Source organism: Psychroflexus montanilacus, from assembly GCF_020164535.1.
Classification (GTDB): Bacteria; Bacteroidota; Bacteroidia; order Flavobacteriales; family Flavobacteriaceae; genus Psychroflexus; species Psychroflexus montanilacus.
In genome coordinates, this window is sequence record NZ_JAIQZC010000003.1 from 60,898 (window position 1) to 78,540 (window position 17,643).

The window sequence follows — 17,643 nt, forward strand, 5'->3', positions numbered from 1 at the left end:
TGTGATCTCTGTGCATTTGTGGTTTGTTAATTCACCACGGAGACACAAAGGGCACGGAGAAACCTCATATAAATTAAGTTTTCTAAAACGGCAACTTCAACTGTTCTTCTTTTGGAATCGAAGGGGTTTTGACGGGTTTTGAAGTTTCCGTGTTGAGATTGGATAACGAAATTCCAAGTAACCGAATGGAATCTTTGATCGGTTCCTGGTAAAGTAAAGCTTTGGTTTCTTCCATAATCAGGGCCTTGGAAGCGATAAACAACTTGAGAGTTTTGCTACGGGTCTGGATGCTAAAGTCGCTGTACTTTAATTTTAAGGTAATGGTTTTGCCAGCCACTTGGCTGTTTTTAAGTCGGCGTTCTACTTCTTCGGCAATGTCGTCTAGTCTTTCGAGCATATAAATTTCTGAAGAAATATTTTCAGAAAAGGTGCGTTCCGCGCCGAGTGACTTCCGAATGCGGGTGGGTTTAACTTCACTCAGATGGATGCCACGTACCACATTGTAGTAATGCAGCCCGCTTTTTCCAAAATGCTCCTGGAGGTAATCCAGTGTTTTGAGCTTGAGATCGGCGCCTGTGAAAATCCCAAGGCGGTACATTTTATCCTGAGTCACTTTGCCCACGCCATAAAACTTTCTGATGTCGAGCTTTTCTAAAAAGTCGATGACGTCTTCTGGTGGAATGGTTTTTTGACCATTAGGCTTATTGATGTCGCTGGCGACTTTAGCAATAAATTTGTTGATGGAGATTCCCGCCGAAGCATTGAGTCCGGTTTTGGCTTTTATTTTTTCTCTGATTTCTTTGGCCAGAACTGTGGCGCTGGGAAAATTGAATTTGTTTACCGTAACATCCAGATAAGCCTCATCCAGAGAAAGTGGCTCGACCAAATCGGTGTATTCAAAAAAGATTTTGCGGATTTGCTGAGAGATCTCTTTGTAGCGATCAAACCTGGGTCTCACAAATATAAGGTGAGGGCAAAGTCGGGCAGCCTGTCTGCCGCTCATCGCACTTTTGACTCCGTATTTTCTGGCTTCGTAGCTGGCTGCAGCCACCACTCCGCGTTTGGAGCTTCCACCAACAGCAAGGGCTTTACCCTCCAGACTAGGGTCGTCCAATTGCTCTACAGATGCATAAAAGGCATCCATATCGACGTGAATAATTTTGCGAAGATGATCTCGAAAATCCATAGGCAAAAATAGGGAAAAGTGAGTGTGAAAATGAGCCTCTGTGTTCTCTGTGACTTTGTGTTTTCATTTCACCACGGAGTCACAGAGGTCACGGAGGAATTTTATTAAAGTTAAATCCCTTTAGGGATGGCTATAGTTAGCTAATGATAGTTTTAACTCCAAAAACTACACTTGCAGGACGCGATATTTTCTAATATTCAAAAACACTGGTCATTGGAAACTTTAAGTCAGGAAAAAGTTTGGACGTGATGATCTCGTCTTTCTCTTCAAGCGTATCAAATTCCAGGTATTCATCGTTTTCTAAATGAAAAATCTGCAAAGACTTGCCTTCAGGGTTGACTAACCAGTATTCTTTAACACCATTTTCTTGATAGAGATTGAATTTTTCGTAGTAATCTTTTTTCATGGTAGAAGGCGAAAGGACTTCCACGATCAAGTCGGGGGCACCAAGACAACCACGGTCGTCAAGTTTTTCCAAATCACAAATCACACAAATATCGGGTTGTATAACGGTAGTGATTTCTTTATCAGATTGTCCTTTATTTTTGAGTAGTCGAACATCAAATGGGGATTCGTAAACTTCACACTCTTTTTTTTTGAAAAAATGTCCAATTTCAACATGTAAGTTGCCTTCCACTTTTTGGTGCAATCTTCTTGGTGCTGGACTCATTTTGTAAATCCAGCCTTTAATCAATTCTAAACGTTCATCAAACTGCCAAGTTAAATAATCGGCATAAGTATAGGTTTTACTTAAATCCAGTTGTGAAAATTTAGTGACTTTTGGTTTCATCCTGCAAAGATTTTGAAGATTATAAAGATAATTAAAATTTTAATGGGTGACCAGGCCCTTATTTCACCCCGGAGTCGCACAGTGCGCAGAGTTTTTAGTCCAAACCTTAAAGAGGTTCTTATTGTTTGAAGCTACTCTAACTTAAAATGTTTTTAAATGCTCTTTCATTTGAAGACGTTCTATGGAAAAGGTCTTTGACTTTTGGTCTAAAACATCGATTAATAGGATTGCTTTATCAGCGATTTTGGGAGTATCTAGCTTTTGATTAAGTTTTTGTGAATCCGTTTTTAGAACCAATTGATAAAGTAATTCTGACAGGTGTTTGAGGTGAGTTTCATGAAAATCTGAAATGTAGTCTAGAAATTCTTTAGATTCCATTTCACTTACCTTACCCAGATTTAAATCAAGCTCGCCTTGCAGAGTGGCATCGATTTCATCTAGTTCGTCTGAAGTAGTATTAGCATTAAGACCCATCACTTTTTCAATTAAACTGATAAGCATCAAGCTTAATTTTTCGACTTCACGTTCCAGATAATCTTTACTGTGTTGCATTGACATTTTTTCTTTGTGTTCTCTGTGACTTTGTGTTTTCATTTCACCACGGAGTCACAGAGGTCACGGAGGAATTTTATTAAAGTTAAATCCCTTTAGGGATGGCTTCTATTAGTTGTTTGGTATAAGCTTTTTCAGGATGGGCATACACGGCATCCGCTTCGCCCTGTTCTACAATTTTGCCCTGATGCATCACTAAAAGCTGATCGGCCATGTATTTTACTACCGCTAAATCATGAGAGATAAAGATATAGGTGAACCCAAAATCAGTTTTAAGTTCATTGAGTAAATTCAACACCTGCGCCTGTACCGAAATATCCAAAGCCGACACCGATTCATCACAAACAATCAGTTTAGGTTCTACCGCAATGGTTCGGGCAATGCCAATACGCTGGCGCTGACCACCACTGAACTCATGCGGATACCGGTCGAAATGGGCGTTAGACAAGCCAACACGTTCCAAAAGCTCGATAGTTTTTTGTCGTCTTGCCTCAGAACTTCCATACAACCCATGAACTTTCATCGGTTCCATGATGGCTTTGCCCACCGAAAGCCGTGGATTTAAACTTGAAAACGGATCCTGAAAGATCAACTGAATGTTTTTCCGCAAGTGCCGTAAAGCTTCGCCTTTGAGTTGAGTAATGGATTTGCCCTGGTATAAAATGTCACCTTCAGTGGGGTCATCCAGCCTAAGAATCGCATTGCCAAGAGTTGATTTTCCACAGCCCGATTCGCCTACAAGTCCAAGGGTTTCGCCTTCGTAAATTTTAAAACTCACATCATCCACAGCATTTACTTTTTCAGCCTTTTGGAACCAACCCGCCTTGGAAATAAAGGTTTTCTTGACGTTCTTTACCTCGAGCAAAGGCGGCTTGGCGTATATGTTTTCGTGTCGTTTGTTCCTCTCTTCTGAAGTTTCTACTTCTGCATTTGGAAGCTCGTGCATATAATCTTTAACCGTAGGTAAAGCTTTAAGACGGTGTTTGGTGGAAGGTTTAGACGCTAAAAGTGCCTTGGTATATTGATGTTTGGCGTTTTTAAATATGTTGACCACATCGTCCTGTTCCACAATTTCACCTTGATACATCACTGCGACTCGGTCTGCCAATTCTGACACCAACGCCAGGTCATGGGAAATGAAAATAATGCTCATTTCCGTTTCTTGTTGAAGTGACTTGAGGAGTTTCAAAATCTCTTTTTGAACGGTAACATCCAGGGCTGTGGTAGGCTCATCAGCAATCAAGATTTTGGGTTTGCAGGCAATGGCCATGGCAATCATGACGCGTTGCTTTTGACCGCCACTGATTTGGTGGGGGTAACTTTTGAAAATAGCTTCAGGTCTGGGTAATTTGACCTTTTCAAAAAGACTTAAGACTTCTTGTTTTACTTCAGCTTTAGATAATTTTTTATGTCGAATCAGCACTTCTTCCACTTGTTTACCGCAGCGCATCGATGGATTCAGCGAACTCATGGGTTCCTGAAAAATCATAGAAATGTCGTTGCCCCGTATCTTTTGAAATTGAGATTCTGTGTAACGCAAAAGCTCTTGATCCTGGAACAAAATCGAACCTTCAATTTTTGCTTTTGGCCCCAGTAAGCCTAAAATCGATAAAGTCGACACCGACTTGCCAGAACCAGACTCACCTACAATGCCCAGAATTTGATTGGGTTGCAGCTCAAAACTGACGTTTTTGATGACGTGTTCATCACCAAAGTGTATGTTGAGGCTGTTGACTTTAAGCATTATACAGAGATAAGTTCGTGGTCTTCCAAGAGGTCTTCCTGGCGAAGTTTTAAAATTACTTGTGCTACTGCAATAACGTCTTTTTCGCAGTAGGTCACAATCCTGTCAATGTCTTTTTCTTTATAATACACATCCCTCACCTGACTGCCATCAATGTCGTCTTTTGGTGAAGGAATGTTGAACAATTCGGTGAGCAGTTTTAAAGAGGTGTAGTGTTTATAGTCCCCAAACTTCCATAATTCCAAGGTATCCAGATGCGGGATTTCCCAGGGTTTTTTTCCAAACAACTGAAGCTTTTCTGGGAGAGAAATCCCGTGGATAAGCATGCGTCTGGCGATATAGGGAAAATCAAATTCTTTGGCATTATGACCACACATGAGGTGGTGCGGCAAGCCGAAATAATCTTCAATTAGAATTTTGAAACGCTTCAATAAATCGGCTTCTTCCCCGAAAAAGCTGGTGGTTCTAAATTTTCTTTCGTCCCCTTTAAAATTAAAGTAGCCAACTGAAATACACACAATTTTTCCAAACTCCGCCCAAATCCCGGCACGTTCATAAAACTCTTTAGCCGTAAACTCCTCTTTGCGCTGGTATTGTGTTTTATCGGCATACAGTTTTTGCTTCACAGGAGATAAATCCTCAAAGGCCTCTTGTTCTGGAACGGTTTCAATGTCCAGAAAAAGAATATTTTCTAGGTTGAGTTTGTGTAGCATGCTTAGGGTGTGTTTTCTATATAACTAAGTTAGGGAATTTTTGAAAACCGAAAAAGCACTATCGATTTTTAAGACTTACGGTTTTCCCGCAGTAAAAGTACGGTCGAACCGTAACTAAAAGTGTTTATAAACTCTCATCTAGCAGAAAATTTATAACTATCTATGATGAAAAACCTATTAAAGCTATTTTTTGTTTTCATGCTAGTCACCTCCTGTACGGAGGATGATGCCTTGATGGAAACCAAAAATACAAACACCAATTACAAAACAGCAGAAACACAAAAAGTAAGCGCTCTGCTGGAAGAGAAACAAAAATCCAGCAACTGGTTTGTACCCCATTTATCCTATTCTGAATCTATTGCCTTAAATCAATCATACTGATGCAGAAATCACAGCATATCCTGTGACTAGTGTATTAACCAATGCTTACTCCAGGCTTTTTTCACTGGAAGTAGATGGAGAAACCAGATTAGCTATTTATCATATGTTACCCTCTGAAGCATCGACTTCAGAACATTTTTATGGAGCAGTAGTTGTTTCAGATTTGGACGGTAAAGTCTTTAGAGGATTTAAGGTGGAAGCCAATGAATTTATAAGCATGTACGATTTTGAATCGCTTAAGCATGCTTATTATGTAATTGATTTTCTTGAAAACGAGAAGAATTCAGATGATGAAGATTGTGAAAACGGATGTACTTTCAGGTGTGATTTATGCGATCTAGATGAGGTCATTATAATAAAACCACCAGATGTTCCAATAATTTACCCGGGCGGTGGCGGTGGTAGTCCCCCAAGTGGTGATCCCTTACCTAATCTGCCAGGAGGTGGAGGTGGTGGCGCTAACGATGGCAGTTGTCCTCCAGGAGAAATAAAAGATGAATTAGGAAACTGCGTTGAGCCTCCAGAAGACGACGGAGTATTTATAATAGGAGAATGTCCAGAAGATAATGATGATGGACTATCTATGGCTGGAGTTTGTTTGGAGTTAAAATGTCCTGATGGATATACAAGAGATAGTAGTGGGGAGTGTGTGGAAATGCCTTGTATAAATATTACAGAAGGGCTCGGTGATCCTCTTCAAAATATGGAAATCTTGGGCACTTTAAATAATGGAATACCAGGAGGGCAATTTGGAACTGGAAGAGGAAGTTTTCATGATGGTACAGATCTTGCAGCACCATATGGAACACCTGTTTTTGCAGCTCATGGAGGTGTAGTAGCTAGTGCCCCTTACCAAGATAATTGGCAACCCGGTGAAGGTAGTAATGATGCAGGTAATAGAGTTTATATAAATACGAGTAATTATAATGGAGGTTCAGGTACCTTGCAATTTGGTTATTGGCACTTAGGAAATAACAAAGTATTGGTAAATCCAGGGGATGTTGTTGAAAGAGGTCAAATAATCGGTTATACTGGAAATACAGGAAATGTTGGTGATCCCCAAAGCGCAGGACCTCATCTTCATATAAGGGCAAGATTTAATGGACAAAGGGTAGATCCTGAAAATTATTTTGCTGCTCAATTTGATAGTCAAGGAATAAATAATAATAACTGTAACTAACTCACATATTATGAAAACTATATTTAAAATAATTACATTTCTTACTCTTTTATTTTTTTCAATAAGTAATTTGTTAGGGCAAAGCGCCTGCTCATATACAGAATCTGAGATCACTATCGAGTTAAATGGGTGGGATATCAGTAGAACAGACTATACGCATGAAAAATTTATTGAAGTCACAGGCTTAGATAATAACAGTCAACTCACCTATAGTGGAGAGAAAGACACAGAAGAGTTTGGTTATCCCTGGTACTATTATGGTTTAGGAGAAAGCTATTTTAATTTTGCGGGAGTTATGGATAATCAAGGTGACTATAATGGCCTTAAGCGTATATTCTCTTTTAAAATTAAAAAAAGAGGGAAGCTTAATGTGAATGGAATTCAAGTTGGAGACACTGTAGATGATCTGAAAGCGCATTTTAATCACTTTGATTTTTGCACTAAAACAAATGAAGGTAAAAAGTCACTTATTTTAAGATACAGTTATCAATCTTTGATATTTGAAATATCTCCTAATGGAAAAATAAAAGTAATAGAATTGTATTCGCCCATATAATTTTAAAAACAATAAGGCATTTTATAACAGAGAAAGCTTTAGATAGTCTTTCTCTGTTATCTTAATTTTTTGGAAGTGGTTAAATGAACAGAAACATGAAAACAATAATTCCAATACTAGCACTAGCTTTTAGTTTAAACTGTTTTGCTCAAGAAGGCTATCAAAGCTTAACTGCTGCTGAATATGCTAACGTAAAATTTCAAGGCGTATCTTTTGAAGCTATCAAAGCTACTGATGGAAATGTTCAGGCTATGAGAGATTTGTTCCCATTATCGACCAATAACTCACATCCAGACTCTTTTACAATAGATGAATTTGGAAGTGAAATAGGTGAACCCCAACGTTATTTTTATTTCAATTCTGGAATGAAAGTGTCTTTCGATTTAGGTGGACCAAGTGAATCAATCGAAATTGTTCGTCTAGAATCGCCAGATATTACTGTTTTGGGGCATCATCTAGAAATTGGTGATTCTATTGATGTTTTAGGGAATGATATCGAATTTAACATCAATAGAGATAGCTCTAAGTCTATATTATTTATCAAGAACAATGGAACCTGTTGTCCTATTGTGATTGATTTAGATGCAAACATGAATATTACAGTTATATACTATCTGATTTTTGCGTAATAATGAAAAACTATGCTTAAAACAATTACATTTCTTATCCTTTTATTTTTTTCGATAAATAATTTGTTAGGACAAAGTGCCTGCTCATTTACAGAATCTGAAATCACTATCGAGTTAAATGGGTGGGATATCTGTAGAACAGACTATACGCATGAAAAATTTATTGAAGTCACAGGCTTAGATAATAACAGTCAACTCACCTATAGTGGAAGGAAAGACACAGAAGAGTTTGGTTATCCTTGGTACTATTATGGTTTAGGAGAAAGCTATTTTAATTTTGCGGGAAAACAAAATAATTCAGGTTATTTTAATGGACAAAAGCGTATGTTCTCTTTTAAAATTAAAAAAAGAGGGTCGCTTAAAGTGAATGGAATTCAAGTTGGAGATACTGTAGATGATTTGAAAGAGAATTTTAATCACGTAGATTTTTGCGAAGGAAGCCACGAAGGGCTGGATAATTTATTTCTCAGGTTCACTTATCAATCACTGACTTTTATTTTATCTTCAAATGGAACTATCCAAGAAATTCAACTGTATTCGCCATTGTAATTTTTAAAAACAATATGGCATTTTATAACAGAGAAAGCTATAGATAGTCTTTCTCTGTTATCTTTTTTTATAAAGGTGGTTAAATGAACATAAACATGAAAACACTAATTTTTATACTAGCACTAACTTTAAGTACAAGTTATTTAACAGCACAGGAGAAGACTTTAAAAAAGGGAATGAAAAACGTTGAAATGGTAAAAGGAACCTATTATAGAACTGATGCTACTTTTCTAGACAAATATCTAGGAATATGGTCAAATTCAGTTAATGGAAAAGATTTCAAATTCAAAATTTTCAAACAAAAGACACCTGTTCAAGGTATCTATATTGATAGGTTAAAAGCGAAATATTGTTTTGGGAATAGTTGTGATGTAGAGAATATTGATACTTCCATTTTAAGTAGTGCTGAAAAGGATAATATTGAAACTTTAGAGAAAGGAATCTTAAGATTTATGTTCTTTGATAATAATTATGAAAAATTAGGAACCTTAGAATTTAAATTACTGAAAGAGGATAAAGCAAGTTGGAAATTAATTGAGCGTGGAGGTTTTAGAGATGAGAGTTTTAGAAAAGGATTTTCAGTCCCCGCAGAGATGATTTTAACTAGAATAAAATAAAAATCTGAAGAACAATTTGGATCCTTCAAACTTTATTTGAATAAGTAAAGGTAATGTCATCAGGAAACCCCCGTGAGGTTTTCAAAACCTCACGGGGGTATTTTGGAATGTAGATCATTAGAAATTATAACGAAATCCAAAAGTGAAATAGTAACTGAATCATCTGCTTGCAATGAAGGACAGTTGCATTTAATCTATTAAAAGCACTTTGAATTCATTTACATTAAATTGATGGCTACAAACTTCTAATTTTTTTGCTGACTTTTTTTGCTTAAGAGTTTAAATATAAGCATCAACTTTAACACCCTTTTACGGTTTTCCCGTAACAAAAGTACGGTCGAACCGTAACTAAAAGTGTTTATAAACTCTCATCTTGCAGAAAATTTATAACTATCTATGATGAAAAACCTATTAAAGCTATTTTTTGTTTTCATGCTAGTCACCTCCTGTACGGAGGATGATGCCTTGATGGAAACCAAAAATACAAACACCAATTACAAAACAGCAGAGGTCCAAAAAGTAAGCGCTCTGTTGGAAGACACCCAGAAATCAAGCACTTGGTTCATACCGCATTTATCCTATTCTGAATCTATTGCCTTAAATCATACTGATGCAGAAATCACAGCATATCCTGTGACTAGTGTATTAACCAATGCTTACTCCAGGCTTTTTTCACTGGAAGTAGATGGAGAAACCAGATTAGCTATTTATCATATGTTACCCTCTGAAGCATCGACTTCAGAACATTTTTATGGGAACATATTAATTTCTAATTTAGAAGGTAAAATTTTAAAGTCATTTGAAGTCGAAGCTAACGAGTTTAAAACCTTGATACACATAGATCAGCATTCTCAAGAATTTTTCATACAAGAGTTTAATCAAGAAAAAAGTTCTTGTCCCGACTGTAATTATGCCTCTTGTGATCTTTGTGAGGGTATGGAAGAATTGCCAGAGGTGATTGTAATTGCCAACCCTGATGTTCCTGAAGTCATGCCGCCGGGGGGAGGAGGCGGAAATTACTCTCCTCCTAGCAGTCCTTTACCCATAGAAGATCCCGAAGACCCTTTGCCTGATTTACCAGGCGGTGATGGCGCCAATAATGACAGTTGCCCGCCAGGAATGATAAAAGATAATAGTGGAAATTGCATTGAGCCTCCTGAAGATGAGGAGGTGGAATGTCCTGTTGGTTATGTTGAAAATAAAGATGGTAGCTGTGTTGAAGTTCCATGCGATAAAGATCCTGTCAAAAATCCAAAAATAGCAAAACAGAATTTATCTGGTATTGAAGGAGGTTCGTTTGGTTGTACAAGAATTGGCAGTGGATGTGGAGGACAGCCCAATAAAAAAATGCACGGTGGCCTAGATGTACTAAATCCTTTTGGAGCTCCTATTTTCGCAATGTATGATGGAGTTGCAAGCCCTTCACCAAATGAATTAAGTAGAGCTGGTTGGGTGACTGTACTAATTGCTAATGTTGATGGTGTAAGTACAAAAATTCAGTATTTTCACCTTCAACAAGATAACAGAGCTAATGGTACAATAAAAGCAGGAGACATTATAGGCTATCAAGGTGATTCAGGAAATCTTCGTGGAGCTATCGCAGACGGTGATGTAGAATCTCATACACATATTAAAACTGAAAACGACCAAGGTTTGCAAAACCCTGAAGATTACATAGGAAATTTAACCACAGAGGATGGATCAATAACGATTTCTAATCCAGATTGTAACTAAAAATAAATAAAATGAAAAATATAATATTCACTCTAGTGATTATACTAAGTATAGGATTAACTACTCAAGCTCAACTCATACAAGAAGCTACAGATTTGGGGTATACCGTAGTAACCGAAAATATATACAACACTATAAAATTCGAAGGGATTTTGTTTACAGACATAAAAGCTACAAATGGTGATATCGATCAGATGGCGAACTTATTCCCGGTAGAGGATAATGGCAATACCGGACCAACGACTGGTCTGCAGTTAGCTCAGCCAAACACAGTCACTATAGAAGAACCAGGAGCTATTACTGGTGATGTGTACAGGGATTTTAAATATCACAATGGTTTGGAAGTTACATTTTTTGGCGAAAATCAAGGAGACGATCTTGAAGTCATAGACCTTAAGTCAGACAATATTACTATTAATGGTGTGACATTACAAATAGGAGACCCTATTACTGATCTTACAAGCATAAATTATATAATAAAAGATGGCGCAAACAATAATAAGCTTGTCAAGGTCGTAAAAGAAGGTGAATATGCTGTTTCTTTATCTATCAGATTAGATTCAAATAATAAATTGTCAGAAATTCATTATTACGAAAATCCTTAAATAATTACCTCTTTTACAGTTTTATGCTTTGAGGCAATTTCTTATACTCTGTGATAATTTTTAAAAAATGAAAACAATATTTTTAATACTTATTATGAGCATCTTTAGCCTCAATGCTCAAATTCAACAAGCTGGCATTGTGCCATTAGAAGACTATGTAAAGTATAAAACATATGACAATCTTAATATACAGGATGTAACTTATTTTAAAGATATTAATAATCACCTGGATAAATATGTAGGCACTTGGACAGGGACTTATGATAATAACACACTTACTCTTTAAGTAAGTATTCTCGAAAAAGTCATGAATTGCAGGATAGAATATGATAAACTATTAATCAAATACAGCATTGTGAACGATGATGGTGAGGTTTTGATCAATACATTAGATGAGCATCAGTTGTATAAATACCACATCAATGGAAGTTTTTTGAGGAAACTCCGTCTGTGTACCTTGCAAAATACACTGACCTTCAGTGGGAGTGTAATCAGCAAAGTTATGCAATTCTTTGGATGCAAGATGACGCTAAAATTATGTTTTGGATTTCTCCAGATAATGACATGATTGGAGAGAAATGCCTATTGGGTAATATTCATATTATGCCTACCGAGAAAGAAAATGCTATTTTACTTACCAATCAAAACTAAAACCTTAACCACCTTAAAGCTATCGGTTTTTGGGTGGTTTTATTTTTATATAAACATAATTACCTTCCTAAGCAGCGACTACTTAAAATTTTCATGGAACAGTAGTTGTTTCAGATTTGGAGGGTAAAGTCTTTAGAGGATTTAAGGTAGAAGCCAATGAATTTATAAGTATGTACGATTTTGAATCGCTAAATCATAATTATTATGTAATTGATTTTCTGGAGAGTGAAGGCAAATGTGATGAAGATGAGTGTCCTTTTAGCAGCTGTAATTTGTGTGGTGAACTTGATGAGGTCATTATAACGAATCCACCAGATGTTCCAATAATTTATCCGGGGAATGGCGGTGGTGGTAGTCCCCCAAGTGGCGATCCCTTACCTAATCTGCCAGGAGGTGGAGGTGGTGGCGCTAACGATGGTAGTTGTCCTCCAGGAGAAATAAAAGATGAATTAGGAAATTGCATTGAGCCTCCGGAAGACGGCGGAGTATATATAATAGGAGAATGCCCAGATGATGGTGATGATGGACTATCTATGGCTGGAGTTTGTTTGGAGTTAAAATGTCCTGATGGATTTTATAAAAATTTTGAAGGAGATTGTATTTTAACAGAATCCTGCGCTACAAATGATGAAATTATAAACTCTCAAAGTATTCAATCAGCTTTTGAAGATCTATGGGAATCTAGCGGAGCATTAAGCCCAGATATACCTATGGAATCAAGATTGGAAGATGGGGGGTGGATTATTCAAAACGGTGGAAGTTATGAATTTGTTTCTTTTGATTCTTCTTGGACGAGGACACCTTGTGGTATAGACCCACCAGAAAACTGGACTTCAACAATTCCTAGTAATCTTATTGGGGTAGTACATACACATCCTTTTTACCTGGGTGAAGATAGAAGAAGTATATGCGACAGGGCTGAAGAAGAGTATATTGGAGGACCGAGTGATGAAGATTATTTCTTCTTGACACAAGTTATGAATGAAGTAAATGATTATAATTTATTAGGTTATATAGTAGATGGAGATCTAATAACATCTTTTGATTTTACAAGAACAATCAATTTACAAACTTACCAACGATGCGGATATTAATTTTTAAAACAAGACAAATGAAACCAATATTATATAGTTTAATAGCATTATTTTATTTAACAACTAATGGACAAGAATCAGAAAAAAAGTGTCCTCCTGAATTTCCATATGGGAAATTAAAAATCGAGTTATTTTTAACCGTTCACGATAGTAAATACAGACAAAAATCTGGCACTTTAAATGAGAAAAAAAGTCAAATTAAACTGGTTTCAAATTTAAAAGAATGCAAAGCATTGAGATTTTATATAGCTCAGAATAAAATTTATAGAGAATTGAACGAAAAAATCACTGATGAAGAAACTATTTACTTTTACAAAACATCAAATTTCTTTTATGTGTTTTGGAATTATAAGCCTGAATTTTATAGACCAAAAATGGGATCAACAAAGCCTTTTGTTGTAATTAATAATGATTTAAGTCAGTCTTGGTTATTTTATCTTTAATTTTTATCAAATTGATTACAAAAAAATTTGGTTTATATCATAATAAATTCGTGACTTCATCGACTCCCTCGATGACACTGAGACGATAATCTATAAGAAAATCAGGACTCTCCAGAATACACCCAATTTATCAGTCGAAGAGATGGAGCCAATAATGACAGTTGTCCGCCAGGAATGATAAAAGATAATATTGGGAATTGTGTTGAGCCTCCAGAAGATGAGGAGGTGGAATGTCCTCCGGGATACAATAAGAATGAAGAGGGAAGGTGTGTGCAAGATCCATGTGAAGATATTGAAGAATTACTTGAAAATGCTAACTATACTGCGATTCTTAACGATTTAAATACCTCTGGAAATACATATTATACAAAAGAAAAGGGTTTTGGTCTTACTCTAAACGATAATCCAGTCGAATTACAATCCTCAAACAATGGTCACTCCGTATCATTTACAGGGATAGACCTTAATAATATAATTGGTTTTATCCATACACATCCCTGTGGTGAGACAGAAATTGGAATTGGTAACACTTCAATTATCCAAAAAAGTATCCCGATGCCTTCACCAAAAGATATTTATGTTTTTAGGCGTTTATTGACTTATGCTGATGATAATGGCAGAAATATGAAGGATATCTATATGACTGTTATTAGCTGTCATGGGATATTCGATATAAAATATTCAGGAACTGGAGAAGACATTAGAAACTGGAACATGAGTATAGATCTTTATAAATCGTACTTTGAAAAAAATGATGATCCAGTTTTAGCTTTTAAAAAGTATCTTGACAAGATTGTCAATAAAAATGGAAATGGTTTTGAGCTTTATGAGTACAAAAAAAACGAAACGACTGGTAAATATGAGTCATCAAGACAAGATTTTAATGATGATGAAACTGATGTCGAATCTATTAATAATTGTAACTGAAAAAATTTAAAAAAATGAAAACAATATATTTACTACTACTCCTGAGTACACTTGGCCTTAATGCTCAAATCCAACAAGCAGGCGTTGTGCCTTTAGAAGAATATGCAAAGTATAAAACAGATGATGATTTTAATTTACAAAATGTTGATTATTTTAAAGATATTAATAATCGTCTGGATAAATATACTGGCACTTGGACAGGGACTTATGATGATAATACACTTACGCTTAAAGTAAGTATACTTGAAAAAGTTGAGGGTTTAGGGATTGCATTTGATGAACTACTAATCAAATACAGCATTGTGAAAGATAATGGTGAAGTTTTGATCAATACATTAGATGAGCATCAGTTTTATAGGTACCACATCAATGGAAGTTTTTTTGCCGAAACTACGTCTGTGTACCTTGCAAAATACACGGGGCTTCAGTGGGAGTGTAATCAAAAAGGTTATGCAATTCTTTGGATGCAAGATGAAGCTACAATTAAGTTTTGGATTTCTCCAGATAATGATATGATTGGAGAAGAATGCCCATTGGGTAATATTCATATTATGCCTACCAGTGAAGAAGAAGCTGTTTTACTTACCAAGCAAAACTAAAACTTTATACCATCCCAAAGCTTTTGGTTTTGGGGGTGGTTTTTTTACTTTTAAAATGAAAGATATAATATTCACTCTGGTGGTTATACTAAGTATAGGATTAACTACTCAAGCTCAACTTGTACAAGAAGCTACAGATTTGGGGTATACCGTAGTAACCGAAAATATATACAACACTATAAAATTCGAAGGGATTTTGTTTACAGACATAAAAGCTACAAATGGTGATATCGATCAGATGGCGAACTTATTCCCGGTAGAGGATAATGGCAATACCAGACCAACGACTGGTCTGCAGTTAGCTCAGCCAAACACAGTCACTATAGAAGAGCCAGGAGCTATTACTGGTGATGTGTACAGGGATTTTAAATATCACAATGGTTTGGAAGTTACATTTTTTGGCGAAAATCAAGGAGACGATCTTGAAGTCATAGACCTAAAGTCAGACAATATTACTATTAATGGTGTGACATTACAAATAGGAGACCCTATTACTGATCTTACAAGCATAAATTATATAATAAAAACAGGCACAATTAATAACCAATTTATCAATATTGTTAAAGAGGGTGAATATGCTGTTTCCTTGTCACTTGATTTAGACTCTAACAATAATATAGTTAAGATACATTATTTTGAAATCCCCTAGATAATTACCTCTTTTAAAGTTTTATGCTTTGAGGCAATTTCTTATACTCTGTGATAATTTTTATAAAATGAAAACATACATTATATTACTTATAACTCTACTTATTACGCTTAACACTCAAGCTCAAATACAGGATGTTACTGTAAGATCTCTAGACACTAGAACGGCTGCATATGATTCACAAAATGAAACCACCTTAGAAAAAAATAAATATTACAAGGATCTAAACAATAGACTAGGCTATTATATTGGCGAATGGGAGGGTAGTTATGCCGATAAAGCTCTAAAAATAGAAAATGTTCAATATAAAGATATGATTGCAAATAATCATGTTGATGTCATAATCACCAAGTATAAAGTAACGACAAATGCAGGTGAAGAACTTTATAATTCATTAATGTATGGACCAATGTTTAGTTTCCACATCAGAGGATCTCATTTTGTAGACTATGAGTATACAATATATAAATCTTGGTATGAAGGAGATCAGGCAGATTGTAACCAAACGGGCTGGATGATGATGAAAAAGATCAATGAAAATTCGTTTAAACTTTGGGTAGAGCCTTCAGTAGAAATTTTACCTTACGGATGTCCGGAAGGAGATTTGCATATCTTACCCACCAGTGAAGAAGAGGCAGTGGTAATGACCAAACAAAACTAAAACTTTAACCACCTCAAAGCTTTTGGTTTTGGGGTGGTGTATTTACTTTTAAAAGAAAAAATCAAATTGTACATAGATGGAGCTTTTTGGGCAGAGTGTATTATACTTTTAAATTCTGATACTAATTATAATATTGATGTTTTTATGAACAAGTCAGAAATAATAGGATTAAGTCATCCTAAGGCTATTAAAGGTATTAAGCTCGACTATGAAATCATTGAAAATTCTAAAGAAACATTGAAGCTTAAAAGTGATAATCAAGTATTAACATTAGAGAAACGATGATTCACGTGTCCGTTCATGCTTATTTATTGTTTCAACAAAGAGGAAGTACAAATAGAAATTTATATAATTCTTTAATTACATACGCAGAAAATAATGGCTATAGTATCAATGATGCTAATAGATTACATCATGAGTTCATGGCTCAATTTGTAAATGCTATGGCATATAATTTAAGATTATGGGATCATAATCACGGTACAGGAGGAAATCTTGGCTGGCAATATTATCATGATATGGCATGGGGAGGCCTTATTAACTATGAGGATCCAAATACAGGGGAAGTAATGTTTTATGAAGAATATATTGATCACAACCCAAATCAGACAGATAGAGAAAGAATTGAAAATATTGTTCAAAATGAAAGCACAAATAACTCAGATGCGATTGGTGGAGATTGTTAAGATTATATTTGTAGTATGTTTTTTAGTTTGTTGTAAACCAGCTGAAAACACTATAAATAAAAATGAACTTGAATATGATCTCATTAATTTTATGGGATATAAAAATGATGTTTTAAATAAGACAACTTTATCATATTCTGATTTATCTCAAAAAAACCTTTTTACTCTAGATGAAATAAATAATCGAAACTATAAAAATAATTGGGTCTCAGAAATTAAACCATATGTAAATTTTGACACTATATTTAACTCTAAACAAAAGGAATTAATAAATAAAAAATTTAGAAGTTTAAAAAGAATCAAGCTTGAAAAGAAAAAAATTGAAAATAAGGATGCATTGTCTAATAATGGTAATACAGTCATAACATTTCCATTTTTTCAAAAAAATGATAAGGGTGAATTATTTGGTTTTGTTTATCGACTATCTTCTCCAGAGTCTATTTTGTTCATTTTTATAAAAACTAATAAAGGGTGGAAAGAGTTTGCTAAAATGGTTTTAGGTATTTCTTAGAAAATTTCTAAACCATCAGATTTCGTATCCATTTTATGTCTCAATTCATTAATAGTGTAGCTTATCAATTGTATTTGTGGGATTCAAATAATAATTCTGGAGGTGATTTAGGTTGGCAGTATTATAAAGATATGGCCTAGGGAGGCTTAGTGTCAGATTCAGATTTCTATCAAGAATTTGAAAATC

The 17,643-nt window shown here is 35.4% G+C and carries 24 protein-coding genes; 19 read left to right on the forward strand and 5 right to left on the reverse strand.

Going from position 1 to position 17,643, the window contains the following annotated elements:
* Positions 1-82: 82 nt before the first annotated feature.
* The 5 genes from dinB to LB454_RS09200 all read right to left on the reverse strand — a co-directional run bounded on the left by dinB (position 83) and on the right by LB454_RS09200 (position 4,985).
* Entirely contained in the window at positions 83-1,186 is a 1,104-nt protein-coding gene (gene dinB, locus LB454_RS09180) for a DNA polymerase IV (protein ID WP_224464369.1), read from the reverse strand.
* A 190-nt stretch (positions 1,187-1,376) separates the two neighbouring features.
* Positions 1,377-1,976, reverse strand: coding sequence for a Uma2 family endonuclease (locus LB454_RS09185; RefSeq protein WP_224464370.1), 600 nt, complete (start codon positions 1,974-1,976; stop codon positions 1,377-1,379).
* A 141-nt stretch (positions 1,977-2,117) separates the two neighbouring features.
* Positions 2,118-2,528, reverse strand: coding sequence for a hypothetical protein (locus LB454_RS09190; protein ID WP_224464371.1), 411 nt, complete (start codon positions 2,526-2,528; stop codon positions 2,118-2,120).
* Between the two features lie 85 nt (positions 2,529-2,613).
* A complete protein-coding gene (locus tag LB454_RS09195) occupies positions 2,614-4,272 on the reverse strand; it encodes an ABC transporter ATP-binding protein (RefSeq protein WP_224464372.1) in 1,659 nt (552 codons plus the stop codon).
* Entirely contained in the window at positions 4,272-4,985 is a 714-nt protein-coding gene (locus LB454_RS09200) for a 3'-5' exonuclease (protein WP_224464373.1), read from the reverse strand. Before LB454_RS09200 ends, LB454_RS09195 begins: the two co-directional genes overlap by 1 nt.
* A gap of 165 nt (positions 4,986-5,150) precedes the next feature.
* Here LB454_RS09200 and LB454_RS09205 point away from each other — a divergent pair, with 165 nt between their 5' ends.
* From LB454_RS09205 to LB454_RS09295, 19 genes are all read left to right on the forward strand, one after another.
* Positions 5,151-5,366 (forward strand): hypothetical protein, encoded by a 216-nt coding sequence (locus LB454_RS09205; protein WP_224464374.1) that lies wholly within the window; start codon positions 5,151-5,153, stop codon positions 5,364-5,366.
* A gap of 22 nt (positions 5,367-5,388) precedes the next feature.
* Positions 5,389-6,546: a M23 family metallopeptidase gene (locus tag LB454_RS14070; protein ID WP_224464375.1), complete on the forward strand. Its 1,158-nt coding sequence runs from the start codon at positions 5,389-5,391 to the stop codon at positions 6,544-6,546.
* A gap of 10 nt (positions 6,547-6,556) precedes the next feature.
* Positions 6,557-7,102: a hypothetical protein gene (locus LB454_RS09215; protein ID WP_224464376.1), complete on the forward strand. Its 546-nt coding sequence runs from the start codon at positions 6,557-6,559 to the stop codon at positions 7,100-7,102.
* A gap of 95 nt (positions 7,103-7,197) precedes the next feature.
* A complete protein-coding gene (locus tag LB454_RS09220; protein ID WP_224464377.1) occupies positions 7,198-7,731 on the forward strand; it encodes a hypothetical protein in 534 nt (177 codons plus the stop codon).
* A 12-nt stretch (positions 7,732-7,743) separates the two neighbouring features.
* Positions 7,744-8,280: a hypothetical protein gene (locus tag LB454_RS09225; RefSeq protein WP_224464378.1), complete on the forward strand. Its 537-nt coding sequence runs from the start codon at positions 7,744-7,746 to the stop codon at positions 8,278-8,280.
* A gap of 95 nt (positions 8,281-8,375) precedes the next feature.
* A complete protein-coding gene (locus tag LB454_RS09230) occupies positions 8,376-8,897 on the forward strand; it encodes a DUF6705 family protein (RefSeq protein WP_224464379.1) in 522 nt (173 codons plus the stop codon).
* A gap of 399 nt (positions 8,898-9,296) precedes the next feature.
* Complete coding sequence (locus LB454_RS09235; protein ID WP_224464380.1) at positions 9,297-10,631, forward strand: M23 family metallopeptidase; 1,335 nt, start codon at positions 9,297-9,299, stop codon at positions 10,629-10,631.
* Positions 10,632-10,666: 35 nt separating this feature from the next.
* Positions 10,667-11,236 carry a hypothetical protein gene (locus tag LB454_RS09240; RefSeq protein ID WP_224464381.1) on the forward strand — a complete coding sequence of 190 codons (570 nt, stop codon included), beginning with the start codon at positions 10,667-10,669 and terminating at the stop codon, positions 11,234-11,236.
* A gap of 67 nt (positions 11,237-11,303) precedes the next feature.
* Positions 11,304-11,522 carry a DUF6705 family protein gene (locus LB454_RS09245; RefSeq protein ID WP_322962864.1) on the forward strand — a complete coding sequence of 73 codons (219 nt, stop codon included), beginning with the start codon at positions 11,304-11,306 and terminating at the stop codon, positions 11,520-11,522.
* A gap of 164 nt (positions 11,523-11,686) precedes the next feature.
* A complete protein-coding gene (locus LB454_RS09250; RefSeq protein ID WP_224464383.1) occupies positions 11,687-11,887 on the forward strand; it encodes a hypothetical protein in 201 nt (66 codons plus the stop codon).
* 116 nt (positions 11,888-12,003) lie between these two features.
* Positions 12,004-12,981: a hypothetical protein gene (locus LB454_RS09255; protein ID WP_224464384.1), complete on the forward strand. Its 978-nt coding sequence runs from the start codon at positions 12,004-12,006 to the stop codon at positions 12,979-12,981.
* A 17-nt stretch (positions 12,982-12,998) separates the two neighbouring features.
* Complete coding sequence (locus tag LB454_RS09260) at positions 12,999-13,424, forward strand: hypothetical protein (protein ID WP_224464385.1); 426 nt, start codon at positions 12,999-13,001, stop codon at positions 13,422-13,424.
* 174 nt (positions 13,425-13,598) lie between these two features.
* Entirely contained in the window at positions 13,599-14,351 is a 753-nt protein-coding gene (locus LB454_RS09265; protein WP_224464386.1) for a hypothetical protein, read from the forward strand.
* A gap of 14 nt (positions 14,352-14,365) precedes the next feature.
* On the forward strand, positions 14,366-14,950 hold the full coding sequence (locus LB454_RS09270; RefSeq protein WP_224464387.1) for a DUF6705 family protein: 585 nt from the start codon (positions 14,366-14,368) through the stop codon (positions 14,948-14,950).
* Entirely contained in the window at positions 14,913-15,599 is a 687-nt protein-coding gene (locus LB454_RS09275; protein WP_224464388.1) for a hypothetical protein, read from the forward strand. Before LB454_RS09270 ends, LB454_RS09275 begins: the two co-directional genes overlap by 38 nt.
* Before the next feature lie 67 nt (positions 15,600-15,666).
* Complete coding sequence (locus LB454_RS09280) at positions 15,667-16,260, forward strand: hypothetical protein (RefSeq protein ID WP_224464389.1); 594 nt, start codon at positions 15,667-15,669, stop codon at positions 16,258-16,260.
* Positions 16,261-16,326: 66 nt separating this feature from the next.
* Positions 16,327-16,545 (forward strand): hypothetical protein, encoded by a 219-nt coding sequence (locus LB454_RS09285; protein ID WP_224464390.1) that lies wholly within the window; start codon positions 16,327-16,329, stop codon positions 16,543-16,545.
* Complete coding sequence (locus tag LB454_RS09290) at positions 16,542-16,946, forward strand: hypothetical protein (protein ID WP_224464391.1); 405 nt, start codon at positions 16,542-16,544, stop codon at positions 16,944-16,946. Before LB454_RS09285 ends, LB454_RS09290 begins: the two co-directional genes overlap by 4 nt.
* Positions 16,903-17,457 (forward strand): hypothetical protein, encoded by a 555-nt coding sequence (locus LB454_RS09295; RefSeq protein WP_224464392.1) that lies wholly within the window; start codon positions 16,903-16,905, stop codon positions 17,455-17,457. Before LB454_RS09290 ends, LB454_RS09295 begins: the two co-directional genes overlap by 44 nt.
* Positions 17,458-17,643 lie beyond the last annotated feature (186 nt).